Annotated in this window: 23 protein-coding genes; 11 read left to right on the top strand and 12 right to left on the bottom strand. The window is 69.8% G+C overall.

The genetic code is table 11. The features are described 5' to 3' along the window. The first annotated feature begins 457 nt into the window (after positions 1-457). Positions 458-880, top strand: a complete 423-nt coding sequence (locus ACFMQL_RS37480; RefSeq protein WP_364069321.1) for a hypothetical protein — start codon at positions 458-460, stop codon at positions 878-880. A gap of 8 nt (positions 881-888) precedes the next feature. On the opposite strand, the gene ACFMQL_RS37485 is transcribed toward ACFMQL_RS37480, so the two are convergent. Further along, the gene (locus ACFMQL_RS37485; protein ID WP_364069320.1) at positions 889-1,299 is read right to left on the bottom strand and encodes an ANTAR domain-containing protein; all 411 of its coding nucleotides are present in this window, start codon (positions 1,297-1,299) and stop codon (positions 889-891) included. 195 nt (positions 1,300-1,494) lie between these two features. Between ACFMQL_RS37485 and ACFMQL_RS37490 the strand changes: the two genes are divergently transcribed. Next, positions 1,495-4,002: a cation-transporting P-type ATPase gene (locus ACFMQL_RS37490; RefSeq protein ID WP_364069318.1), complete on the top strand. Its 2,508-nt coding sequence runs from the start codon at positions 1,495-1,497 to the stop codon at positions 4,000-4,002. Here ACFMQL_RS37490 and ACFMQL_RS37495 read toward each other — a convergent pair whose 3' ends face one another. Beyond that, positions 4,003-4,524 (bottom strand): hypothetical protein, encoded by a 522-nt coding sequence (locus ACFMQL_RS37495; protein WP_364069316.1) that lies wholly within the window; start codon positions 4,522-4,524, stop codon positions 4,003-4,005. Positions 4,525-4,640: 116 nt separating this feature from the next. Beyond that, a complete protein-coding gene (locus ACFMQL_RS37500) occupies positions 4,641-4,895 on the bottom strand; it encodes a hypothetical protein (RefSeq protein WP_364069314.1) in 255 nt (84 codons plus the stop codon). A gap of 17 nt (positions 4,896-4,912) precedes the next feature. Here ACFMQL_RS37500 and ACFMQL_RS37505 point away from each other — a divergent pair, with 17 nt between their 5' ends. After that, entirely contained in the window at positions 4,913-5,128 is a 216-nt protein-coding gene (locus tag ACFMQL_RS37505) for a hypothetical protein (RefSeq protein ID WP_364069313.1), read from the top strand. A 126-nt stretch (positions 5,129-5,254) separates the two neighbouring features. After that, positions 5,255-6,289, top strand: coding sequence for a hypothetical protein (locus ACFMQL_RS37510; protein ID WP_378789553.1), 1,035 nt, complete (start codon positions 5,255-5,257; stop codon positions 6,287-6,289). Positions 6,290-6,295: 6 nt separating this feature from the next. Here ACFMQL_RS37510 and ACFMQL_RS37515 read toward each other — a convergent pair whose 3' ends face one another. Then, positions 6,296-6,850 (bottom strand): TetR/AcrR family transcriptional regulator, encoded by a 555-nt coding sequence (locus ACFMQL_RS37515; RefSeq protein ID WP_364069309.1) that lies wholly within the window; start codon positions 6,848-6,850, stop codon positions 6,296-6,298. 112 nt (positions 6,851-6,962) lie between these two features. Here ACFMQL_RS37515 and ACFMQL_RS37520 point away from each other — a divergent pair, with 112 nt between their 5' ends. Then, the gene (locus ACFMQL_RS37520) at positions 6,963-7,616 is read left to right on the top strand and encodes a class I SAM-dependent methyltransferase (RefSeq protein ID WP_378789555.1); all 654 of its coding nucleotides are present in this window, start codon (positions 6,963-6,965) and stop codon (positions 7,614-7,616) included. Positions 7,617-7,860: 244 nt separating this feature from the next. Beyond that, positions 7,861-8,784 carry a hypothetical protein gene (locus ACFMQL_RS37525; RefSeq protein ID WP_378789557.1) on the top strand — a complete coding sequence of 308 codons (924 nt, stop codon included), beginning with the start codon at positions 7,861-7,863 and terminating at the stop codon, positions 8,782-8,784. Between the two features lie 184 nt (positions 8,785-8,968). Here the strand turns inward: ACFMQL_RS37525 and ACFMQL_RS37530 are convergent, their stop codons facing one another. Next, positions 8,969-9,835 carry an aldo/keto reductase family oxidoreductase gene (locus ACFMQL_RS37530; protein WP_378789558.1) on the bottom strand — a complete coding sequence of 289 codons (867 nt, stop codon included), beginning with the start codon at positions 9,833-9,835 and terminating at the stop codon, positions 8,969-8,971. 123 nt (positions 9,836-9,958) lie between these two features. Between ACFMQL_RS37530 and ACFMQL_RS37535 the strand changes: the two genes are divergently transcribed. Then, the gene (locus ACFMQL_RS37535) at positions 9,959-10,384 is read left to right on the top strand and encodes a helix-turn-helix domain-containing protein (RefSeq protein ID WP_364069301.1); all 426 of its coding nucleotides are present in this window, start codon (positions 9,959-9,961) and stop codon (positions 10,382-10,384) included. 14 nt (positions 10,385-10,398) lie between these two features. On the opposite strand, the gene ACFMQL_RS37540 is transcribed toward ACFMQL_RS37535, so the two are convergent. Next, complete coding sequence (locus ACFMQL_RS37540) at positions 10,399-11,187, bottom strand: hypothetical protein (protein WP_364069299.1); 789 nt, start codon at positions 11,185-11,187, stop codon at positions 10,399-10,401. Between the two features lie 396 nt (positions 11,188-11,583). On the opposite strand from ACFMQL_RS37540, the gene ACFMQL_RS37545 reads away from it, so the two are divergent. Next, positions 11,584-11,778, top strand: a complete 195-nt coding sequence (locus ACFMQL_RS37545; protein ID WP_364069297.1) for a hypothetical protein — start codon at positions 11,584-11,586, stop codon at positions 11,776-11,778. 7 nt (positions 11,779-11,785) lie between these two features. Here the strand turns inward: ACFMQL_RS37545 and ACFMQL_RS37550 are convergent, their stop codons facing one another. From ACFMQL_RS37550 to ACFMQL_RS37570, 5 genes are all read right to left on the bottom strand, one after another. Continuing rightward, positions 11,786-13,288 (bottom strand): ABC transporter substrate-binding protein, encoded by a 1,503-nt coding sequence (locus ACFMQL_RS37550; protein ID WP_378789560.1) that lies wholly within the window; start codon positions 13,286-13,288, stop codon positions 11,786-11,788. Beyond that, entirely contained in the window at positions 13,285-15,210 is a 1,926-nt protein-coding gene (locus tag ACFMQL_RS37555; protein WP_378789562.1) for an AAA family ATPase, read from the bottom strand. Before ACFMQL_RS37555 ends, ACFMQL_RS37550 begins: the two co-directional genes overlap by 4 nt. 301 nt (positions 15,211-15,511) lie before the next feature. Next, complete coding sequence (locus ACFMQL_RS37560) at positions 15,512-15,826, bottom strand: hypothetical protein (protein ID WP_378789564.1); 315 nt, start codon at positions 15,824-15,826, stop codon at positions 15,512-15,514. 96 nt (positions 15,827-15,922) lie between these two features. Then, positions 15,923-16,813 (bottom strand): hypothetical protein, encoded by an 891-nt coding sequence (locus tag ACFMQL_RS37565; protein ID WP_378789566.1) that lies wholly within the window; start codon positions 16,811-16,813, stop codon positions 15,923-15,925. 12 nt (positions 16,814-16,825) lie between these two features. Further along, entirely contained in the window at positions 16,826-17,419 is a 594-nt protein-coding gene (locus ACFMQL_RS37570) for a hypothetical protein (protein WP_378789567.1), read from the bottom strand. Between the two features lie 532 nt (positions 17,420-17,951). Here ACFMQL_RS37570 and ACFMQL_RS37575 point away from each other — a divergent pair. After that, positions 17,952-19,358, top strand: a complete 1,407-nt coding sequence (locus ACFMQL_RS37575; protein ID WP_378789569.1) for a glycoside hydrolase family 6 protein — start codon at positions 17,952-17,954, stop codon at positions 19,356-19,358. Positions 19,359-19,409: 51 nt separating this feature from the next. Here the strand turns inward: ACFMQL_RS37575 and ACFMQL_RS37580 are convergent, their stop codons facing one another. Then, complete coding sequence (locus ACFMQL_RS37580) at positions 19,410-20,762, bottom strand: MFS transporter (RefSeq protein ID WP_364069285.1); 1,353 nt, start codon at positions 20,760-20,762, stop codon at positions 19,410-19,412. A 687-nt stretch (positions 20,763-21,449) separates the two neighbouring features. Between ACFMQL_RS37580 and ACFMQL_RS37585 the strand changes: the two genes are divergently transcribed. Together ACFMQL_RS37585 and ACFMQL_RS37590 are read left to right on the top strand one after the other, a co-directional pair. Then, positions 21,450-21,884 carry a helix-turn-helix domain-containing protein gene (locus tag ACFMQL_RS37585; protein WP_364069284.1) on the top strand — a complete coding sequence of 145 codons (435 nt, stop codon included), beginning with the start codon at positions 21,450-21,452 and terminating at the stop codon, positions 21,882-21,884. 56 nt (positions 21,885-21,940) lie between these two features. Continuing rightward, positions 21,941-22,411 carry a hypothetical protein gene (locus ACFMQL_RS37590; protein WP_364069282.1) on the top strand — a complete coding sequence of 157 codons (471 nt, stop codon included), beginning with the start codon at positions 21,941-21,943 and terminating at the stop codon, positions 22,409-22,411. Positions 22,412-22,417: the final 6 nt, after the last annotated feature.

The raw sequence follows: 22,417 nt of genomic DNA on the forward strand, positions 1-22,417 counted from the left end.
CCACGAGGACGCGGATGGGACAGGGGCCCGTCCGACCGCCTCAGGTTCAGGCGGCGGCATGTCGCGGGCGGCCCTGCGGGCCCGGGCGGTGGCGGGCGTGAAGCGGATCACGCGCGGCGGCACGCGAGGAGGCCGCGCGGGGGAGAACCGGTGGGCACACGTCCATTTCATCGCGCCATTCAGCCGGCGACCGGTATTACCGCGGAAATTCCACCCCACCGGCCGTGACGGCAGGCAGTCCAATACCACAGTAACGCGAAAAACGCTATCAGAAAGCAGAGATCCGGCTGTCCTGCGAAGTGCCGGTGAATGTCCGGGCAATGCCCTGGATCATGCGTATGCCCCCATCGACACTTGCACTACGCACTCGATGGTGAAGGGCACTGCCGCGCGGCCGGCCCGCACCGCTTGGAGGTGGACGGCACAACCTCGATTCCTTTCCGCCAGGAACTTTCAGATGAAGGAAATGGAGCCAGTCATGAAAAGACGTTCGTCCAGAATCGCCGCCGCCCTCGCCACGTGCCTGGCGGTCCTCATCGCCGGTCTGGGACTCGCCTCGCCGGCCCACGCGGCCGACAACAGCGGCTGCAACGGCTACGCCTGCGTCAAGATCATCGGCAGTGGCGGCCGGGTGGATCAGATCCAGGCCTATACGAATATGTGGTCTGTGCTCAGCTTCTATGGCCACTTCCGCCTCTGGGGCCCGGGATTCGCGTACAACACGGCGGACCGCGATAACTCGCACAGCCTCATTCACTACCGGAAGATCGGACGCAATTTCGCCAACGGCAGCCAGTTCTGCGTCGAGGCCTATCGGAAGAACGCCGACGGTACGTACTCGCGCATGGGACTGCCCTGCGTTTACACGCCGATCTCCTAGCGATTCCGTCAGGCGCAGTGCGCGCGAGGCCCGGCCGGATCAACCGATCCGGCCGGGCCCTCGGCTTCCCGGCCCCGCCGGTCAGAGGGTGGATGCGCGCGGGGTCTCCGGGCGGGGGCGGCCGTGCGGTCCACCACCGCCTGCGCCGGCCCGGTCAGCTTGCGGTGATGGCTGCGGGCGAGCCGGCACAGCAGGGCGAAGGCCCGGTCCATGGGCAGCCCGTGCCGCTCGCTGAGCACGTTCTTGGCCTGGTCGATGACGACCCGGCTGGTCGGCGCCCGCTGCGGCTGCCCGGACAGGACGCGTCGCCCCGACCCTGCGCCTTCGTGCCGTGCCCGCGGGGTCAGCACGCCGTGCGCGCTCGCCGCGAGCGCGGGCCGCGCCTCGGCGGTCAGGATCGGGTACGGCGGCTTCCGCATGGGACGAAATACCGTCTACCGGTCACTGAGTGCTGAAAGCTTGCAGACCGGTGGGACTTTCGCCTCTGATGCACGCGGCACCGGCCCTGGAGCCTGAACTGTGGCCGGTGCGCGTGCCGCACCCGGTCACCGCGCCGGCCAGCGCCGACACTAGGACTGACGGACACGCGTACGGCGGGCAGGGAGGGCGGCAACGTGACGACCTCGTCTTCTGGCCTGTCGTCGGCGGAGGCCGCCGCGCGGCTGGCGCGCGACGGCGCGAACGTGCTCCCGCGCAAGCCGCCGACCCCGTTGTGGCGGCGGGTCCTCACGCAGCTTCGCGACCCGCTCATCGTCGTACTGCTCGTCGCGGCGGTGCTGACGATCGGCACCGGCGACTGGACCGACGCCGTCGTGATCATGCTGGTGATCGTGGTGAACACGGCGGTCGGCGTGGCGCAGGAGGTGCGCGCCGACCGCGCCATCACGGCCCTGGCCGACCTCACCACGCCCGAGGCCCGCGTGGTACGCGACGGGCAGCAGCGGCAGATCCCGGCGAGCGAGGTCGTGCGGGGTGACCTGCTGGTGCTGGCGGAGGGCGACATCGTGCCGGCGGACGCCGAGGTGGTGGAGTCGGCGGCGCTGCTGGTGGACGAGTCGGCGCTGACGGGCGAGTCGGTGCCGGTGGACAAGGGCGTCGCCGCGCGGGTCTCCTCCGGCACCGTGGTGGTGCGGGGCAGGGGCCGGGCGGTGGTGACGGCGACGGGCGCGGCGAGCGCGAGCGGCCGCATCGCCGCCCTCATGGTCAAGGGCGGCGGGCTGACGCCGTTGCAGCGCCGCCTGGCCGGGGTGGGGCGGCTGCTGGCCGGTGTCGCGGTCGCGCTGTCGGCGCTCGTGCTGGTGCTGGGTCTGGTACGCGGCCAGCCGGTGGAGCTGATGGTGGTGACCGCGATCAGCCTGGTGGTCGCGGCGGTGCCGGAGTCGTTGCCGGCGGTGGTGACGTTGAGCCTGGCGCTCGGGGCCCGCCGCATGGCGGCGCGGAACGCGCTCATCCGCCACCTGCCCGCCGTGGAGACGCTCGGCTCGGTGACCGTGCTCGCCACCGACAAGACGGGCACGCTCACCGAGGGCCGGATGGTCGCGCGGCACCTGTGGACCCCGTACGCCGAAGCCCCCGTCACCGGCTCCGGCTACGCGCCCGACGGCGCGATCGACGCCGAAGACCCGGCGCGGTTCCGGGCGCTGCTGGAGGCGGCGGCGCTGTGCAACGACGCCCACCTGCGCCCGCCGCAGGACGAGGGCGGCGGCGAGTGGACGGCGCTGGGCGACCCGACCGAGGCGGCCCTGCTCGCCGCCGCCGCCCGGCTCGGCCTCGACCACGCCGGCCTGCAGCGGCGGTTCCCCCGGGTGGCGGAGCTGCCGTTCGACAGCGGACGCAAGCGGATGACCACCGTGCACCTGCTGCCGGACGGCGGCGCCCGGCTCATCTGCAAGGGCGCGCCCGAGGCGCTGCTCCACCCCGACGTGCTCACCGACGATCCCGCGCTGGTGGCCCGGGCCGCCGAGCGCGCCGACCGGTACGCCCGTGACGGCTACCGCGTGCTCGCCGTCGCCGGCGCCGACCTGGACGCCGTGCCGGCGCCCGTACGGGAGAGCGGGCTGAGCTTGCTCGGGCTGATCGCGATCCTGGACCCGCCGCGCGCGGCCGCCGCCGGCGCCGTGGCCGACTGCAAGAAGGCGGGCATCAAGCCCGTGCTCATCACCGGCGACCATCCGGGCACCGCCCGCGCCATCGCCGCCGACCTCGGCATCGTCGGCCCCAGGGACGCCGCCGTGGACTGCCGCGAGCCCGGCGTGCTCGTGGACGAGGATGGACCGGCCGCCGTCTACGCGCGGGCCACGCCGGAGCAGAAGCTCGACCTCATCGAGAGCCTGCGCGGCCGTGGCGAGGTCATGGCGATGACCGGCGACGGCGTGAACGACGGCCCCGCGCTGCGCCGCGCCGACATCGGCGTCGCCATGGGCAGGCGGGGCACGGAGGTGGCGCGGCAGGCCGCCGACCTCGTGCTCGCCGACGACAACCTGGAGACCGTCGTCGCGGCCGTCGAAGAGGGCCGCCGGGTGTACGCCAACATCCGCCGCTTCCTCGTCTACGGCCTGTCCGGCGGCGCGGCGGAGATCGCGGTGATGCTGCTGGGGCCGTTCGTCGGGCTGCCGCTCCCCCTGCTGCCCGCGCAGATCCTGTGGATCAACCTGCTCACGCATGGCCTGCCCGGCGTGGCGCTGGGCGGCGAACCCGTCATCCCCGGATCCATGTCGCGCCCGCCACGGCCGCCCGGCCAGAGCATCATGGGGGCGGGCCTGTGGCAGCGGGTCGTCCGCATCGCCATCGTGCTCACCGCCGTCACTGTCGGGGTCGCGGTGTGGGCTTCGGCGACCGGGCGGCCGTGGCAGAGCATGGCGTTCTTCGCGCTCGGGGCGACCCAGCTCGGGGTGGCGCTCGGGACGCGTACCCGGCCGCGCTCGCTCGCCAACCCGATGCTGCTCGTCGCCGTGGCGGGCGCGCTCGTGCTCCAGCTCGCCGGTCTGTACGTGCCGCTGCTGCAGGAGCTGCTCGGCACCCGGCCGCTCGCACCCGGCGACCTGCTGATCGTGCTGGTGCTGTCCTCTCTGGGGTACGTCGCCGCCCGCCTCGACCGCATCCTGCACCCCTCGCGTTCGTGACTACTTCAGCCAGGCGTTGCGCCGCACGATGGGCAGGCCGCCGAGGCCGAGGGTGGCGCCGGCGTCGGCCATGGCCAGGCCGATGAGGACGATCGCGTAGACGATGTGGTCGTCCATGAACGGGTTGGTGTCCAGGGGCAGCTCGGCCGCCCACATCAGGACCAGCATCAGCGTGCCTGTGGCGGCGGCGATGCGGGTGCCGGCGCCGAGCATCAGCGCCAGGCCGATGCCGAGCAGCCCGGCCATGAACAGCCAGTCCACCCACGCCTGACCCGCCAGCGCGGAGAAGAAGCCGCCGAGCGCGTTGTCGCCGGTGCCCTTGAGGAACCCGGTCGTCGGGCTGCCGCCCGCGAGCCAGGCTTTGCCCGGCGGGGTCGCGAAACCCCAGCCGAACGTCTTGTCCAGGAACGCCCATAAGAAGATCCAGCCGATCGCGAGCCTGGCGGCGGCCCAGACGTACTCGACCGGGCGGCGTCCCTCGGTGGTGGCGGTGGTGGCGGGCCTGTCGATCGTGGCGGCCATGACGGTCCCTCCCCTTCCAGTCGTTCATCGTGTCCCCTCCATGACACGGTTGGCGGTTGGTCGGGGGCAGTGCCGGACGGCCGCCGTACGGAGGGACCTTGGTCCTCTCCCGGCTCTCAGAGCGCGTCGTCGAAGAAGAGCCGGATCATGTTGCGGGCCAGGGCCTCGGGGTCCTCGTGGGCGGTCTCCGGCAGGGCGCCGTTCAGCCGCAGCCCGGCGAAGCAGTGGGCCAGCGACCAGGCGGCGATGGTGGTCAGGCGGTCGTGCTCAGGGCTCGGCGACAGCTTACGGGTGCTGGTGGCGAGCACGTGCGCCGCCCGTTCACGAATCTTTCCGGTGACAAGATTGGAGGACGGAATGGCTCCGTTCATCGCCCTGACCGGCCGGAGTGCTGGAGCTGGCGGGCGCCGCCGGGCTGCTGATCCCGCCGCTGGCGCCGTGGGCCGCGATCGGGCTCGCGCTGCTCATGGTCGCGATGTTCCCCGCGAACGTCTCCGCCGCCAGCCGCGGCCTCACCCTCGCCGGCAAGCCGGTGACCCCGCTGCCCGCCCGTACCGCTTTGCAGGTGCTCTTCATCGCCGCCGCCATCGCCGCGGCCGTGTAGTCCTCTCTAGGACGCCCGCGACGTGCCGCTCGCCTTCGTGGAGAGCCGATCAGGACCTTCGGCGGGACTTTCGACCCTGCTGCGGCTCGGGGACTCACGGCAGCCTGAAGTGCGAGGAGGACCTACATGCCCATCGCACTCACCGCAGTCGCCGCCAGCCGGTTGCTCGCCGCGGCCGGGTCCGCGCCTTCGGTGCTCAACACGCAGCCGTGGCGTTTCACCGTACGCCGTCCCGACGTCATCGACGTGCTCGCCGACCGGTACCGCTGGCTGCGGATGAGGGACCCGCAGGGGCGTTGGCTGCACATCAGCTGCGGGGCGGCGGTGTTCAACCTGCGCATCGCCGCCCAGGCGATGGGGTACGAGCCCGCCGTACGGCTGCTGCCGGACCCGAAGAGCGCTCCCGAGCTGCTGGCCCGCGTGACACTCGCCCCGCCCGCCCCGGCTCCGGCTCCGGCCTCGATCTCGGCTCCGGCTTCAGCTCCCGCTGCGGCTCCGGAGCTGACTGCAACGTCGGCTGCGGCTGCGACTCCTGCTCCGGGCCAGGCCCCAGCGTCAACCTCGGCCTCGCCGGCGGAGGAGGCGCGGCGTCTTTACGACCTGATCAGGGTCCGGCGGACGTACAGGGGCCCGTTCGCCGACCGGGTCATCCCCGAGCCGGTGCGGGCCGAGCTGTGCACGGCGGCGGTGCTGGAGGGTGCCAGGCTCTCCTTCCTCAGCGGGCGCGCGGCCGTCGACCTGCTCGGCCACGTGGCCGTGGCGCAGGCCGAGCTGGACCGCGACGAGGAGTACCAGGCCGAGCTGGCGGCCTGGGACCCGTCCTCGTACGTGCCGGACGTGGACCCGGTCCGCGACTTCGGCTGCCAGGTCGGATACGCGCGTTTCGAGCCGCGCCCGCAGCTCGCCGTCCTCACCGCCGCGGCCGACGAGCCGGTGGACTGGTTGCAGGCCGGTCAAGCGCTGCAGCGCATGCTGCTGGTCGCCGCCGGGCACAGGATCTCGGTCTCGTACCTGAACCAGCCTCTCGACCTGCGTGACATGCGAGGCCGCCGTAACCCGCGCCACCGGAGCGGCCACCCACAGATGATCATGCGCTTGGGGTACGGCGGGATCGCGCCCCGCGCTCACCGCCGCCCCATGACCGAGCTGATCGCCGAATAGGGCGTTTCAGGTCTCCTTCAGCGCCGCCCGCACCCCCGGCAGGACGGCCGCGCGGAAGGCGGCGTCGAGCTCGGCGGGCGAGGCGGTGGTCTCGCCGTCGATCCAGGCCCGCAGGAGTCCCATGAACGCACCGACCACGCAGGTCACCAGCAGGTCGAGCGCGGCCGACGCCCGGCCGCCCGCCGCGATGAGCTCGTCCTTGACCCGGGCGGCCAGCAGCTGCTCGCCGCGCCTGTGCGCCAGGCCGCCGCCGCGCCTGCCCATCAGGGCGCGTACGAGCCGTTCCTGCTCGCGTACGTGCTCGAACATCGGCCGGCTGAACGCGAACAGCTCCCCCGGGTCGTCCCTCGGCGCGGGGTGGAGGAAGGTGAGCTGGTCGAGGTTGCTGAACAGCACGTCCTGCTTGTCGGCGAAGTGGGCGTAGAAGGTGGAGCGGCCCACGTCGGCGCGCTCGATGATGTCGGTGACGGTGACCGCGTCGTACCCCTTCTCCAGGATCAGCGCCACCAGCGCCTCCTGGATGAGCCGCCGTGTCCGCCGCACCCGCCGGTCTCCGGACACTTTCCCGCCCCTTGTTCCGTACGGCACGCATCGGCCGAACTGTTCGTTGACCTCCCTCTAGTATGGACACACAATTCGTTTCTGAACACCTCGTTCGGAAAGGCAGCTGATCATGGGCTTGGGCGAACTCCTGCGCGGCCACCACGAGCACTCACACGCCGGCAGCACCATCGACCACCCCCGCCTCTACGACGCCTTCGGGGCGATCGCGTTCCTCGGCGGCCGCCGCGCCGCCTTCACCCGCCTGGCCACCGTCGCGCGCCCGCGCATCGGCGACCGCGTACTCGACGTGGGCTGCGGCACCGGCTACCTCACCCGCATCATCGCGCCGGTGGTCGTCCCGCGCGGCCACGTCACCGGCCTCGACGCCTCCCCCGCGATGATCGAGTACGCGACCAGGCGGGCGCCGTCGAACTGCACGTACGTGGTCGGCGAAGGCCAGAACCTGCCGTTCCCCGACGGCTCCTTCGACCTGGTCGTCTCCAGCCTGGCCATCCACCACATGCCCGCCGACGCCAGGCCCGAGGCGCTGCGCCAGATGTTCCGCGTCCTGCGCCCCGGCGGCCGGTTGCTCATCGCCGAGTTCCGCCCGCCGTCCAACCCCGTCGCCCGGCGCCTCGTCGGCGCGGTCACCGGCCACGCCATGCATCACGACCCTCGCGACCTGCTCGGCACGATGATCCCGGATGCCGGTTTCCGCGTGGACGATGAGGGGCCGATGCCGAACCTGATGATGTATTACGTACGCGCGACCCGCCCGCAATGATCGTACAAGAGAGAGGGCGTCTTGTTGGCGGCAATGTCCCGGCATCACTCCAACGATCCGCCGACCGCATGGGCGGCCCTTTATACCGAATTCACAGGCCCGTAATCAGGGTGGGGCACGGATCCGCAGTAGACCTGCTCGTCAGGAGTTAAACTCGATCTACCGAGGCGCATCTCTCTCGCGGGCGCGCCGTCGAAGCCGGCCTTTCAGCCGAACCTCACCTTCAGGTAGATCGGTTCAACGAATGAGCTCTGACGAGACCGCTCGGAAAAAGAGCAAGGGCGGTGTTACCAGATTTCTTGGGAAGGACTGGTGGCAGGGCATCGGCAGCATCGCTGGCGTCTTGAGCGTGCCTATAGCGCTTCTGTCCGGCGCCAGCGGAAGTTCCACCGACGCGAAGCCGGAAAGTGTACAGAGCAGTCCGCCGCCAGCGAGCGCAACATCCACGCCTACACCCACACCTACTCCTCCGCCCTCGTCTGAGGGAGCACCCCTAGCGGTCACCCTGGTCGAGGTCGAACCGAATCTCGAAGGCGGAGGTGACTACATTCTTCCGAAACCGGTGAGATTGAGCACGCAAGAGCTGAACGAGCTCAATCGACTGGAAGAGAAAGGCGAAGTCGGCGAAGTCGAGTCCTGGTTCGAAGAACACGGTAGTGCCGCTATCAATGTACTGAGAGTCAAGGTCGTGGTAGAAGGGACCCCCGAGAGCGGCGTCCGCATCACCCAGGTATCGGCACGCAAGAAATGCGCACCCCCCTATCGCGGCACGCTCTTCCATTCACTGGCGGGCGGGGCAGATGACCCCGTGACTCGCCTGGGCTTCGATCTGGACACTCCTGGCGGCGTCAGCATCGCTCAGAAGATCACTGATGAATGGGACTTCGCAGGACCATTCTTCGCCGAGAAGACCATTTCCCTGAAGCGCGGCGAAGACCGCGTCCTGTACCTCTACGCGAGAACCAATGATCATTCATGTTCGTTCAGGTTCGTCATCGACGCCCTAGCGCACGGGACCCAACACGAGATCGTCATTGACGATCATGGCCGACCCTTCAAGGTCACGGCACGACTTGTCGACGCCGCAGGGAACCCCGATCTGTCTCAATACACTGTCGCGTACACGAGTGACGAGCAGAGCGGCTACAAATGGCGGCGCGTTCACTAGGTCGCCTGCGGTCCCAGGACCAGGAATCTCTCCGAATCGCGAATGCCCGAGACGGGCTCGACTACTGCCGTCCTGGCCGAACGCGGGCCGATGATGGCTTACTCGTACACGAACTCGTCCACCGCGATGAGGTGCCTGGAGGGAGCATCGTCGGGCTTTCCAGGCACCTGGACGGCACAAGAGCTCAGCGGCCTATGGCGTCCAGCTCGGCCATGTCCTCGGGGGTCAGGGTCAGGCCCGCGCCGGCGATGTTCTCGCGCAGGTGGGCGGCGGAGGACGTGCCGGGGATGAGCAGGATGTTGGGTGATCGCTGGAGCAGCCAGGCGAGCGCGACCGACATCGGGGTGGCGCCGCGGCGGGCGGCGACCGCCGAAAGGGCCGAGGACTGCAGCGGGGTGAAGCCGCCGAGCGGGAAGAAGGGGACGTACGCGATGCCGTCCTCCGCGAGCCGGTCGACGAGCTTGTCGTCGTGGCGGTGGGCGAGGTTGTACATGTTCTGCACGCACACGATCGGCGCGATGCTCCGGGCTTCGGCGACCTGCTCCTCGGTGGCGTTGCTGACCCCGAGGTGGCGGATCAGGCCCTGCTGCTGCAGCTCCACAAGCGTCTCGAACGCCTCGGCGACCGATTCCCGCTGCGGGCCCTCGGCGTTGCCGAGCCGGAGGTTGACCAGGTCGAGGACGTCGAGTTTGAGGGACTTGAGGTTGTCGTAGACCTGGTGGCGCAGGTCTATGGGGCGCCGGGCCGGCGGCCAGCCGCCCTGGGCGTCGCGGGTGGCGCCGACCTTGGTCGCGATGAGCAGCGACTCCGGGTAGGGGTGCAGGGCCTCGCGGATCAGCTCGTTGGTGAAGCCCGGCCCGTACGCGTGCGCGGTGTCGATGTGGGTGATGCCGCTGTCGACCGCTGCGCGGAGCACGGCCAGGGCGCCCTCGCGGTCGGCGGGCGGCCCCATGACGTACGGGCCGGCCAGTTGCATGGCGCCGTAGCCGAACCGGGTGACGGTCAGGTCCCCCAGGGTCCAGGTGCCGCCGGGCAGGGCGGAAGTGCTCACGCCTTCTCTCCTTGTCGTACGTGGTGCTTTTCGCGTTCGTGCATCAGGATGGGAGAGCAGCTTCCTGTAGGGAAGTAGGCACTTGAAAGTGCGTAACCCACCCGAAGGCGAGAGGGGCGATCGGTGGCGACGACGAACGCGGCGCAGCGGCGGGAGCAGGCCAAGATGGAGTACAACGCGTTCCTGGCCGCGTGTCCGAGCCGGCAGTTGCTCGACCGGATCGCGGACAAGTGGGTCGTGCTGATCCTGTGCGCGCTGGGCGGCGACGCCGCCGGGCAGTCCGGTCCGCGGGCGATGCGGTACTCGGAGCTGGCCCGGCTGCTGGCCGGGGTGAGCCAGAAGATGCTGACGCAGACGCTGCGGTCGCTGGAGCGCGACGGGCTGCTCACCCGTACGGTGACGCCGACCGTGCCCGTCACCGTCACCTACGAGCTGACCGCGCTCGGCCTGTCGCTGCATGAGATGACGCGCGGGCTCCGCCACTGGGCCCAGGCGCACATGGGCGAAGTGCTCGCCAACCGGGAGGAGTACGACGCCCGTACCTCATGACCTGCACCCGCCCGTCATGACATCAACGGCTGGTCGAAGTCGGAGGCGGTCAGCGGAGCATCCGCGGCGGGAGCGACCTTGAGCTTCGCCGTCGCCCCGGGGTGGCCGGTTTCCGCGGCGAGCCGGTAGAAGCAGCGGGCGATGCTGGCCCTGGTGGGGCCGCCCGCCTCCAGGGCGCAGGCGTGCCGGTAGGCGACCTCGGCGGCCTGTGCGCGCACGTCGTCGGCGTTCTGCAGCTCCAGGGCGGCTTCGTGGCCGGCGTCGGCGGCGCGGGCGAGCCAGGTCATGCCGTCCAGGCTCCAGCCGCGCAGCAGTGTGAAGAGCGCCAGGTGGAAGCAGGCTTCGGTGTCGCCGTTCATGGCCTCGCGGGCCAGGCGGGCGGCGACGCGGCCGTGGGTCTCGAGGTGAGACTGGACGATGTCGTCGGCGGTCAGCTGATCGGGGCCGGCCGGGACGAGGGGGGCGCAGCGGATGGCCGGGCGGTCGCCGTGCCGGGCGTGGAGCAGGCGGGCGCTCCAGGCCGCCAGGTCCATCGGGCCGAGGTCGAGGTTGCCTTCCCTGGCCGCCTCGTGGCAGGCCGCGACGAACGAGACGACCCAGCTCCACTGAGGCAGGTGGCGGCGTTTGCCGCTGAGGATCTCCTGCGTGGTGCTGGGTGCGAGCTCGCGCCCCTCTCTGCCGTTGGGCAGCCGTCTGCGCGACAGCCTGCGCAGGTGGGACAGCGGCGGGTTGCCCGCCTGTTCGCGCAGCCGGTTGAGCTGGTCGATGAAAGCGCGGTGCGCAGGGTTGTGCGGTTGGGTCATCGATGGCGATCGATTCGTGATCTTTCTACTGGGGGAGTCACGCCGTGACGAATGGGATCTACGAATCGTGACGACAATCATGCTGCCATCGATGCGGTGCAAGGCGCGCGCCGATCACTCATTCGAGGTCGTTCGGCCTGACCTCCCCCGCTTCGCCCCAGCTCACGCGGCATGTCCAGACGGACATCGGAGGAGCCCGAACGAAGCCGAACGCCATCCTCCGCCGGGGAACGAATCCGTTCTGATCGTTACGCTCCGCATCGACATCGTTCGACTCCTTTTTGCCTGCTGGTGATCGCGTACCGCTGCAAGGCATCGTGATCACGCTTTGCCGTTCCATTACCTGGAAACGGGCATTCGATGACCTTGACCCTTCACGACGACGTGAGGAACGCCATGAACAACAACCGGGGACTGTGGGTCGCCCTGATCGTTACCGCCGGTTTCTTCGTCGCCTTCGCGGGCGGAGTTCTGGCCTGGCTGGGCGGTGCCGCCGTTCCGGTGGCCGTGCTGACCGGGGCGGGCGGATTCGCGGGTTTTGTCGGGCTCGCCGTGGCCGTCATGGCGTTCCTGACCCGTGCGCAGGACTAGGAGGCGCCTAGCGTACGGGGTACAGGCCGAGGATCTCGGGCTCGCCGCGCGGCAGCAGGCGCAGGACGGGCAGCCGCTCGATGCGGCGGTTGCCGGTCTCCGGGTCGATCTCGATGAGCCCGGAAGCCCCCTGCACGCCGTTGACCTTGGGAGACATCAAGTAGATGTGGTCACGGACCTTGCGGGGCGGCGGGATGGGGTTCGACAGGGCCGCGAGCCGGATCGCCCGGGCGGCGACCAGCACGGCGTCGTGGGCCATGATCGCCCAGCCGGTGCGCAGGTGGCGGGGGTCGAAGCCGACGTCCCTGAAGGTCTGCTCCAGCTTGACGAGCTGGGGCTCCGCAGGCTGCCCGGCGCCGCCGCGGAGGACGGCGGGCTCGGCCAGCGGCGAGTAGATCAGCGAGATCGGCTTCTCCTGGGAGTACAGGGCGTCCACGGCCGGCTTGTTCTCCGGGCTGTCGGTGAGCAGGCGCGCCGCGTCGGAGCCGGTCACGATGGTGACCTCGTCGTCGTGGCATTTGCGCTGGCTGAGGTACTGGATGAACGCCGGCAGGTCTTTGCCGCGCCCGCCGTACAGGATGAGGTCGGGCGAGTCATCGTCACACAGGCTGCCGACGATGAGGTCGAAGTTGATGCCGGGGTCCCGGCTGAAGGGGTTGCTGACCCGTCCGCTGCGCTTCCAGTGTTCACCGAAACGAGTCTTGAAGGCGTTGGACAGCGCTGCCGCGTAGCGGTCGTTCTCCTCGCTGTAGGTCACCATCATGGCGCTGCGTTGCTCGGCGGTGCGCTCCTCGGTGGTGCGCACGTACTGTGCCACCGCCGCCAGTTCCTCGCCGACCGTCGGGTTGACCCGCGCGAAGCCGTTGGCCTGCTTCTTGGTGATGTCGTCGGCGGTCATGACGTCGGCGATCATGGGCAGCTCGGCCTCGCTCAGCCGTCGCATGCCGTTGACCGCCTCGTCGCTGCTCAGGCCGAGCCCCACGACGGCCCTCAGCCGGTCGGGGCCGTCCACCATCTCGAGCAGGTCGTCGGTGACCTCCTGCCAGTGGGTCTGCTCGCTGTCCATGTTGGCCAGCACCATTTTGATCAGGGGTTTGCTGCCGACGAGGTTCTCGCGGTTGGCCCGGCGCAGCCCGGCGACGGCTCCCTCCAGCTCGGCGACCACCCGCCCGTCCGGGTTGGTCAGGCCGGCGGCGAACGCCACCGTGACGTACGTGCCCTCCCCGCCCGCCGTGGCGAACTCGTTCTCTGTGATCAGGGCGTTCACGACATGCTGGAACCGGGGCTCGAACGCATAGGAGTCGCTGATCCCCACGCATTCCTCGCGTCCGGCTGCGGCCACCGTGACGCGTGCCACGCCCGGCGCGCAGCGCGAGAGGTGATCGACCACCTGGAACCCGCCATAGGCCAGCAGCACCACCGCGCACACCCCTGCGACGATCCAGCTCCACCTGCGGCGGGGCGGCCTGGGCCACGGGTTCTCCTCCAGCGGCAACAGCGTCTGCGTCATCGACCCCACCTCGTGGCCAGGGCTCCGTACCGCGCCGCCTCGGCGGTCAGCGGTTCCGAGTCGTTACTGCACTTGCCGGACAGCTCGGAGAAGGCGTTCTCTATCTGCTGGTACAGAGCCGCGCGCCGGCTGTCGATCAGCGGTTCGCTGGCCACCCACAGGCCCGCCACCAGCGTCGCCACGCTGTGGGTGATCGTCGGCTCGTACCCGGCCCACCGTTTCATGCCGTTGACGTGGTCGAGCGGAGGTCCTTCGATACGCGCACGGCAGGGCGCCGCCACCACCGCCTTCAGCTCGTCCAGCCAGGTCTTCGTCGGGACGTCGGGGTGATGGAACCGCCTGGTCATCTCCTCGGTGACGTACTCGACCTCGCCGAGTGCGAGGGCGTGGTGCAGCTCGCCGGTGGTGTCGCCGTGGCTCTCGGCGTTGCCGCGCAACCAGCCGTACACGGTCGTCCAGCCGTTCTCCGCGCCGGGGTCGCGCTCGGCGAGGCGCTGGAGCAGCAGTCGCCGTACGACCGGGTGCATGACCGGGCTGCCCGTGGACGTTCCGGGCATCCACAGCTCGGCGTCGGTGATGCGCTTGACGCGAACGTCCGGCAAGGGGGCTTGCCCTGCCATCTGCACCGCTTCTGCCATGTCGCGCGCCGCGGCGCAGGTGGCCAGGAGGTCCGCTTCGGCGTCGGGGAGGTCGCCCAGGAGCATGCCGCGGAGCCGTTCCCCATACGTCTGGGGCCCGCTCGCCGTCTGCGGGCTCATCTCCAGGATCCGCCGGAGGTCGATGGGGTCGGCCTGGTGCTGCGCGATGGCGCTGAGAAGCAGGGCTGTGGCGCCGGCGTGGCCCTGGGTGAAGCCGTAGACGGCCATCTCGGCGTGCTTGCCGTTGCATCTGCGCAGGTCCAGGTCGCGGACCAGCTCGTGGACGTGCGCGGTCGTAAGGTCGGCGAGACGTACCGGGAACCAGTGGCCGTCGGCGTCGTCCCGCGCGTCTAAACGCTTATCGACGTCCGCGGTCTCCGTCGTGGGCAGCAGCCGGTTCGATCCGGCCACGTCGGTGGTCAGCGGGCCGCGGGTGGTGGCGGTCACCATGATGGTGTCCTGGCGCTCGCCCGCGGAGATCAGGGCGTCCAGGAACGCTCGTCCCGCCTTGGTGTCGGCGTTGTCCAGCATGATGACGCAGCGATAACCGGCCCCGCGCAGCCGTCGCCGCCGCCGGAACGCGGCGCGCAGGTCGGCGAGGAACGCCGAGAGCATGAGCTCATCGGCCTTCGCGCCGTTGCCCGCGGTGTCCCTGTCGTGGGCCCACGCGTTCAGGTTGATGAACACGTCCAGGGGATCGTGGTCCAAGCCCCGGTCCTGATGGCGGTACCAGCTCGTACCGGGGCCGATCACCACCGGGCGGGCCCCCCGCCAGGACCTGAGCCCGATCAGCACCACGCCGAGCACGGCGTCGATCAGGTCCGAGGTGACGATCCCTTGTGTGGCCCCGGACGCCGGCGTCCCCACCGCCTGGGCGAAGAATTTCCGCAGCTCGTCGACCCGGTGATACTTCTCGAACCGTTCCTGCAGCTCCTGCCGGGCAAGGGCGCGCACCTCGTTCAGCCGGGGCTCGGCCATGGCGATCTGCCCGAGCACCAGCCTGGGGAACGCCATGCGGCCGTACGGTGCGCCGTGCCGGTTGAAGTCGATGCTGATCATGTTGAGGACGTCGCAGACGGTGTCCCTGGCCAGCTCCTCGAAATCGACCTTCGCGTACGGCAGGCGGCCGTCGAGATATTCCCCGATCCCGTTGAGCAGGGCCGTCTTGCCGCTTCCTCGAGGGCCGGTCAGCAGCAGGACCGGTCTGTCGGGCCCATGGGGGGTATCGCGCTTGGACAGCGCGTGCACCAGGGTCACCGCACCTCGCCGGCCTTTCAACCGCATGATCGACTCTCCCGCAGCGCCATTCCGTGGTGAGCATGCTACGTCCGGACTCACCTACTCCGCGGTGCTACAAGTGATATTTGTCGACCATTCGCCAATATTCATCGGCGACCGGCCTGTAATGCCGCATGTCAGTTCGAGAGCATCGTTCCGGCTGCGACTCGGCTTACTGAACTGGCGCTATGCGCAGGCCGTCTTCTGACCGCTTCATCGGCGAGGATCTTTTATCGTGTTATAGGAAATAGCTTGTTAAGTCGGTTGATGTCGCTGATGAGAGACGGAAAGTTTCCGGCAAATGCGCTCAGTGTGAATGATGCCCGTTCGGCCACCCGGGCTGCGCAGGCCCGGCGGAGTGCGTCCCCGTGTTCAGGAGAGCCCGCCTCCGCCTCGCCTTGATGATGATCAGAGTGGTCACGACGCCGGCCGCGAAGCCAACCGCCGCCCCGGCGGCGAGGGCGGGCAGCCATGTCATCACCTGCTCGGCGAAGGTCGGCTCGGTGAACTGGTCGTAGTACTCGTTCAAAGCGGGCAGGTCGTCGTCGTAGTACTGCTTGAAAGAGGGCACTGCGGGCAGGTCGTCGTGTAACGCGCCAAGCGACAAGGTCATGATCCGCATGATGGCCGTTGGTCCCCTCTGAGCGCCACACCGGGCGTTCCCGACTCACGTCGCAGAGGGTGTTCGGGCGGCAGGACTGCCGTACGCCTGGTGTGCTCACTGGCCGGGTGGGCACTCCGGCGGGATCTTGAGTACGTGGAACTCCAGCCGCAGCGACGCGTCGGCGGGAAGTGCGATCGCCCGGGCCCACGGGCTCGTCGCGAAGCAGGCGGGCAGCAGGAAGTAGCGCTGGTTGGAATGGATCAGCAGGCGCAGGCCGGTGTAGCGGTAGCGGTACATCGCGTTCGGGTCGGGAAGGACGGTCTCGGTGATTCCGGGGCCTTCCAGGAAAAGCCGCCGTGCCGCGTAGACGACCGTGCTCGGCAACATCCCAGGATCGGCCCAGTACCGGTCGGCCGCCTCCCTGCCTCGTTGCTGCGCGTACTCGGTGACCGACCACAACAGCAGGAGCAGCAGAAGCGCCCCGCAGACCGCGCGCCGTACGACCGGACGGGTGGCGGTGGTCGCCCGGCCCATGGTGAGCCTGCCGTACAGGCCGGCGCTGTAGACCAGGATGACGATGCCGGCGCCCAGGCAGAGCGGCAGGACGAAGGGCCGGAGCGCAGCCCATCCGGCCAGGCCCAGGAGTCCCGTCACGACGCCTGCGAGCCCGAGCGCGGTCGCGACCGCGATGCCCCGCATCGCGGCGGTGCGATGCCGCTCGGCGGAGCGCGTCACCCAGCCGTGCAGCGGAGGAGCGATCAGGGCCACCAGAAGAACCAGGATCAGGGGTTCGATGGCCAGCGCGACGCTGCGCAGCACGTAGTCCTGGAAGGACAGGCCCAGCATGCTCTGGTCGATGCCGAGAAGCCCGTACATGGTGTTGGCGCGTACCGCTCCGAAGTACATCATGATCGCCGCCACCAGCGTGGTCGGCGTCACGATGTGCGTGAGGATCCCCCAGATACGGGTGAAGTCCGCGCCATCGCCGCCCCCGGAAGTGCTCATGGGCGGGTGCCGCTACGTCTCGGCCGGGGCCGGATCGTCGCCGTCCACGGGCGGCGCGGGGGCCACTTCATCGGTCGGCCCTTTCTCGTCGGGCTGCTGCGTGTCTCCGTCATCGGTCTCGCCGCCCTGCTCGGTCGGAGGAGTCTCGGACTCGGAGGTCACCGTGGTCTCCGGCCCCTCGGACGGCGCTTCGGTCTCGCCGCCCGAGGGTGTCGCGCTCTCGCACTCGGGAATGGCGGCGGGGTCGGCGGCCACCGCGCAGGCGTCCCGCAGATAATCGCCCGCCTCGTATCCGAGCGCCTCCAGGCGCTTCAGAGCGGCACGAACTCGGTCCTGCTGTCCCAAGGTGGCGGCGGCGACCAATTCCGCGCGAGCACCGAGCCCTGCCACCAGCGTCCGTATGCTGGCGGGAATGGCGCCTTCGACCGCTTTCGCCTTATCGGCGTTCTCGAGCGCGAGCTCGGCATTCTTCTGCGACCGGCTGGAGAAGCCCTGGGCTCCCTGTTTCGCACTCTCGTTCGCGCGGGCCGCCGCCGCGCAGTTCAGCGCTACCGCCTTTGCGCTGTCGCTCTTTGTGCTGTTGCTGCCGCTCCTGGATTTGGCCACCCTTTCCATCCGTGGGGCCAAGCTGGCGTCGGACTTTCCCAGTCCTCGCTGACATTCCCGGCAGACCTGGGCCGTGGCATCAGGAAGGTCACCGCTGTTGTCTTCCGAGACGAGTTTGCCCCCGGGGGTGATGACCGGCCGTGCTCGCGTACCCGGCCCTGCCTGCCCCGGAGCGCCGGCTCCCGATTCCCTCACATCTGAGCGATCTGAGCCGCAGCCTGCCGTCGGCCCGGCGACCATCCCGAGCATCACCGCCACGACCAGAAAGGCCCTTGCCACCGGTCCCTCCCCCGCTGCCCGTATCGAAGTGGAGTCATACCGCTCCGAGGTCTGGCCCATGCCGGACAAACAGCACCAACACCATGTGCTGATGCACTTTTGGTCCTTATGTCGTAGGGCCTCGCGGACCGGATCCGCATTCGCCCTGGTCGCGTTCGACTCCGGTGACTTTTCCCAAGATGTCACGACTTTTCATGATCTTTGTGATATTCACAACGCGAGATCCAAGAACACCCCAGAAGGGAAGCACTACGTGCGACTGTTCACCCTCGCGATCGCGCTTGCCACGGCCCTGACATCGTTACCCGCGGCCGCGGCCTCGGCCGCTCCCGCGCCGGCCGCCGCCACCGAGCTGGTCGTCAACGGCACGTTCACCAACGGCACCGCCCCTTGGTGGAACTCGGCCAACACCACGATGACCACCGACGCCGGGCGGCTGCGGGTCGGCGTGTCCGGCGGCACCGCCAACCCGTGGGACGCGATGGTGGCCCAGAATGACATCCCGCTGGCGCAGGGCAAGACGTACACGCTCTCGTTCGACGCCTTCGCCAGCACGAACGTCTCCGCGGTCACCACCGTGCAGCTCGGCGACGCCCCCTACACCAACACGCTGACGCAGCCGATCTCCCTCTCCCCCACCAGCAAGCGCTTCAGCTTCCCCTTCACCTCGACGCTGACCACCTCGGCCGGTCAGGTCACCTTCCAGCTCGGCGGCGGCGCCGCTCACACGTTCTACCTCGACAACGTGTCGCTGACCGAGGCCGGCGGGTCCTCCTCGAGCCCGATCGAGCTGACCGACGGCTTCTACGTGGATCCCGAGTCCAACCCGGCCCGCTGGGTGGGCGACAACGGCGGCGACTACAGGGCCGGCCGCATCGAGGCGGCCATCGCCTCCAAGCCGATGGCCCGCTGGTTCGGCAACTGGAACCCCGACATCAGCGCCGCCGTGTCCTCCTACGTCTCCGGCGCCGCCGCGGCCGGCAAGCTGCCCGTGCTGGTGGCGTACAACATCCCCGGCCGGGACGCCTGCGGCGGCCACTCGGGCGGTGGCGCCGGCAGCGTGGACGCGTACAAGGCGTGGATCTCCGCCTTCGCGTCCGCGATCGGTGACCGTCCCGCCGTCGTCATCATCGAGCCCGACTCGCTGGGCGACTTCGAGTGCATGGACGACAACCAGAAGCGGGACCGCGTCGGCATGCTGAGGTACGCCACCGAGCAGTTCCGCGACAAGGCGCCCAACACGTGGGCCTACCTCGACGCGGCGAACGCCGGCTGGTTCGGGGACCGGCCGGGGCAGATGGCCGAGAGGCTGCTCGAGGTGGGTGTGAGCAACGTGCGCGGTTTCGCGGTGAACGTCTCCAACTACTACACGACCTCCGAGTCGGCCGCGTACGCGTCCGCCGTGAACGCCGCGCTGGGCGGCACCGCGAAGTGGGTGATCGACACCAGCCGCAACGGCAATGGCTCCAACGGCGAGTGGTGCAACCCCGCCGGTCGCCGGCTCGGCACGCCCGCCCAGGTCGGCGGCCCCGGCGGCACGGAGATGCTGCTGTGGGTGAAGGTCCCCGGCGACTCCGACGGCGAGTGCGGCATCGCGCCGACCACCCCGGCCGGGCAGTTCAGCCCTGACATCGCCATCCGCCTCATCGACGGCGTCTGACCCACCTGGCGGTGCGGCGGCGTGGACGTTGTCCCGCCGCCGCACCGGTGTTCAGCAGCGTCGTACCAGCCGCCGGTGCACAACGAGGGCGCCGATGAGGAGCCCTGCGGCCGCGAGCACGGTGGCGAAAACGAAGGGATTCGCCGTGTGCAGGCCGGGCGCGAATCCGATCCCCACATAGACGGTGACGCCGCAGGCGCCGCCGAGCTGGTCGACCGCCCGCTGCACCCCCGAGGCGATCCCGGCGTCCTCGCCGGTGGTGCCGCTGACCGCGAGGTACTGCAGGCCGATCAGCCCGAAGCACATCCCGGCGGCGACCAGCACCATCGCCGGGATCAGCCACGCCGCTCCGGCTTCGAGTACGGCGACGAGCGCGATCGTGGCCATCGCGCCCGTGGTGAGCCCGAGTCCCGCCAGCACGCACGCCCGCACTCCCCAGCGGCCGAGCATGCGCGGAACGAGCAGGGAGGCGGCGATCGTGGCGACTCCCATGGGCAGCATCGTGAGCCCGGCCGCCAGCGGGCCGATCCAGAGGACGTCCTGCAGGTAGAACGTGAACAGCAGGAACGACGTGGACAGCGCCCCGCTGAGCAGCATGGTGGTGACGTTGGCGGTGATGCGGGCGCGGTGGGCGAAGAAGCCCCGCGGCACCAGCGGATGCGCGGAGCGGGCTTCGACGCGCAGGAACGCGCCGCCCGCCAGTGCCGCCCCGGCCAGCACCGCCGCGCTCAGCCAGGGGTTCATGCCGGGTTCGCCGGCTCTGACCACCCCGTACGCGAACAGCAGCGGGCACGCGGTGATCAGCAGCGTCCCCGGCACATCCAGCGGGCCGGATGAGCGTGCCACGGACCGGTCGGCTTCGATGAGGAGCAGGGCGGCCGCGATGACGCCCAGGATGACGGGCACGGGGAGCAGGAACGTCCACCGCCAGCCCAGCCGCGCGGTGATGACGCCGGACAGGACGAACCCGAGGACGAGCCCGCAACTGGCGACCGCGGTCCACACGCCCAGCGCCCGTGACCTGCGCGGCCCTTCGGGGAACAGCACCACGACGGTGGCCATCGCGGCCGGCAGCGCGGTGGCCTCACCGGCGCCCTGCAGGAGACGCGCCAGAACGAGGACTTCGAACGTGGGCGCCAGCCCGGCCAGCAGCGACGCCGCGCCGAAGAGGGAGGCGCCGGCCAGCAGCATGCGGCGGCGGCCCAGCAGGTCGGCCAGCCGGCCGCCGAGCATCAGCAGCCCGCCACCGGCGATGGTGTAGCCGACCACGACCCAGGTCAGGGAGTGCCCTGCGGCACTGAGGTCCCTGCCGATCGAGGGCAGGGCGATGTTGACCACGGTCACGTCGACCGCGAGAAGGAACTGCAGCATCGACATCGCGCACAGCACCAGCCATGCGCGCATGGGAGAGATCGGGCGTTGCCCGTGGGAGGAAAGCATCAAGCGCTCCGGTGCTCATGGGGGCGTCTGAGCAGCACGAAGGTGCCGCTCCGGACTGATCACGAAGCGACCGGACGTTCTCGCGCAAGGAGGGTGGTGTGCCGCGAACGTCCCGCCGCTAGCGGAGCGTCCTGGTCACCGCCGCGCACGCGGCCGAGCATGAAGCGCCTGACATGCCCGGCACCTTACCAGTGCGGCCCGCGCCGGCCCGCAACGGCCACCCGGCTCACCGGCCGTGGACAGGCTGTAGCGACAATCATGGGAAAGACTTGCCCCCGCCCTTCGGCGAGGGAGATCGGGCCACCGCACTGGCCCTGTCCCGGGCGGGGGCAAGCCGCCTGACGGCGCGCGGCCGCGTGATCGTCCGCTGATGCGAAAGGGGCGGACAGGTTCGGGGAGAGCCGCAGGACGAGATGTCGGCCGTCTGTGTCCGGCAAGGTCACGGGGGGCTCTCCGATGAGGTCGGACGTCGGGAATGAGGATCCTGCGTGTGTACCGGCAGTTCACACCTGGGCGCTTGATCCTTCCCCGACAGGGGAGCATTGTCAACTACCGGGTCACACCTGGACAAATTGTGTACTCTGTGGTTCCACTGCCGGAGTGCAGATAACCCCCAAACCGGGGCGAACCGGCATGAAGGAGCGGGACTGAATGGCTACCCTGGCCGAGCGGTTGACCCAAGCCCTGGCTGCCAAGGGTTATTCCGCCCGAGAGGCGTCGAAGCGGCTGCGCGAGCAGGGCGTTGAGATGTCGCACGCCTACATCAGCCGCATCGCGAAGGGCAAGCAGACGAACGTCGGCCGGGACCGGCTGGCCGCCCTGGCACAGCTCCTCGGCGTCTCGTACGGCTGGCTCAACGGCGACGACGAACCGCCGCCGCTCAGCGCCGAAGATCAGCGGCTGGAGGCGCAGATCCGGCAGGGGGCCGAGCAGCTCGGCGTGGAGTACATCGCCGAGCGTACGGCCGGTTTGTCGGAGATCTCGCGCAGCGCGCTGCTCACGATGATCGAGGCGATGCGCCGCGCCGAAGGTCTGGACGATCCGGCACGGACCCCCGACGATGATCAACCGACGCGCTCGCAGTGACCATGGCTTGAGCGGATGGTCGATAGTCTGTCCGGGCCTCGGCGGAAAGGTTACGAATGCCGTCTCCCACGCTGCTGGCTGCCCTGGAGGCGGCGCCCATCCCGCACCCGTTCACGCTGGATGCGTTCCTTGAGCGCATCCGCGCCGAGCGGCGGCGTCCGCTCCACATGCACGACCTGCCCGCGGAGGCCGCGGGCGCGGTGACCGGGCTGTGGTTCGGCACGCGCAGGGCCGACCACATCTTCGTCGCGCCGGGCGCGTCCGGGCTGCTGCGGGTCAACATCGTGCTGCACGAGATCAGCCACATGCTGCTGACGCACGGCCGCATCGGGGGCGACGTCGAGGAGTTCATGCGCCGCATGATCGGCCCCGTCGTCGGCTGGAACGGGCGCGGCCGGTACGAGACCCAGTGGGAGCGCGACGCCGAAGAGCTCGCCACCCTCATTCTGACGCGCGCGTACACCCCGCCCGAGAGGGGCGATGAGGGCCTGCGCCGCCTGTCCAGGACCTTCGGATATGAGACGTAGGAGGCA

This window comes from Nonomuraea fastidiosa, from assembly GCF_042751225.1.
Classification (GTDB): Bacteria; Actinomycetota; Actinomycetes; order Streptosporangiales; family Streptosporangiaceae; genus Nonomuraea; species Nonomuraea fastidiosa.

Excerpts from the sequence above, each read along its gene's own strand:
- ACFMQL_RS37545 (WP_364069297.1), top strand. The coding sequence starts at position 11,584 with ATGAACAACAACCGGGGACTGTGGGTCGCCCTGATCGTTACCGCCGGT.
- ACFMQL_RS37525 (WP_378789557.1), top strand. The coding sequence starts at position 7,861 with ATGAGCTCTGACGAGACCGCTCGGAAAAAGAGCAAGGGCGGTGTTACC.
- ACFMQL_RS37540 (WP_364069299.1), bottom strand. The coding sequence starts at position 11,187 with ATGACCCAACCGCACAACCCTGCGCACCGCGCTTTCATCGACCAGCTC.
- ACFMQL_RS37485 (WP_364069320.1), bottom strand. The coding sequence starts at position 1,299 with ATGCGGAAGCCGCCGTACCCGATCCTGACCGCCGAGGCGCGGCCCGCG.
- ACFMQL_RS37585 (WP_364069284.1), top strand. The coding sequence starts at position 21,450 with ATGGCTACCCTGGCCGAGCGGTTGACCCAAGCCCTGGCTGCCAAGGGT.
- ACFMQL_RS37580 (WP_364069285.1), bottom strand. The coding sequence starts at position 20,762 with ATGCGCGCATGGCTGGTGCTGTGCGCGATGTCGATGCTGCAGTTCCTT.
- ACFMQL_RS37565 (WP_378789566.1), bottom strand. The coding sequence starts at position 16,813 with ATGAGCACTTCCGGGGGCGGCGATGGCGCGGACTTCACCCGTATCTGG.
- ACFMQL_RS37550 (WP_378789560.1), bottom strand. The coding sequence starts at position 13,288 with ATGACGCAGACGCTGTTGCCGCTGGAGGAGAACCCGTGGCCCAGGCCG.
- ACFMQL_RS37500 (WP_364069314.1), bottom strand. The coding sequence starts at position 4,895 with ATGAACGGAGCCATTCCGTCCTCCAATCTTGTCACCGGAAAGATTCGT.
- ACFMQL_RS37495 (WP_364069316.1), bottom strand. The coding sequence starts at position 4,524 with ATGGCCGCCACGATCGACAGGCCCGCCACCACCGCCACCACCGAGGGA.
- ACFMQL_RS37560 (WP_378789564.1), bottom strand. The coding sequence starts at position 15,826 with ATGCGGATCATGACCTTGTCGCTTGGCGCGTTACACGACGACCTGCCC.
- ACFMQL_RS37480 (WP_364069321.1), top strand. The coding sequence starts at position 458 with ATGAAGGAAATGGAGCCAGTCATGAAAAGACGTTCGTCCAGAATCGCC.
- ACFMQL_RS37510 (WP_378789553.1), top strand. The coding sequence starts at position 5,255 with ATGCCCATCGCACTCACCGCAGTCGCCGCCAGCCGGTTGCTCGCCGCG.
- ACFMQL_RS37555 (WP_378789562.1), bottom strand. The coding sequence starts at position 15,210 with ATGCGGTTGAAAGGCCGGCGAGGTGCGGTGACCCTGGTGCACGCGCTG.
- ACFMQL_RS37590 (WP_364069282.1), top strand. The coding sequence starts at position 21,941 with ATGCCGTCTCCCACGCTGCTGGCTGCCCTGGAGGCGGCGCCCATCCCG.
- ACFMQL_RS37520 (WP_378789555.1), top strand. The coding sequence starts at position 6,963 with ATGGGCTTGGGCGAACTCCTGCGCGGCCACCACGAGCACTCACACGCC.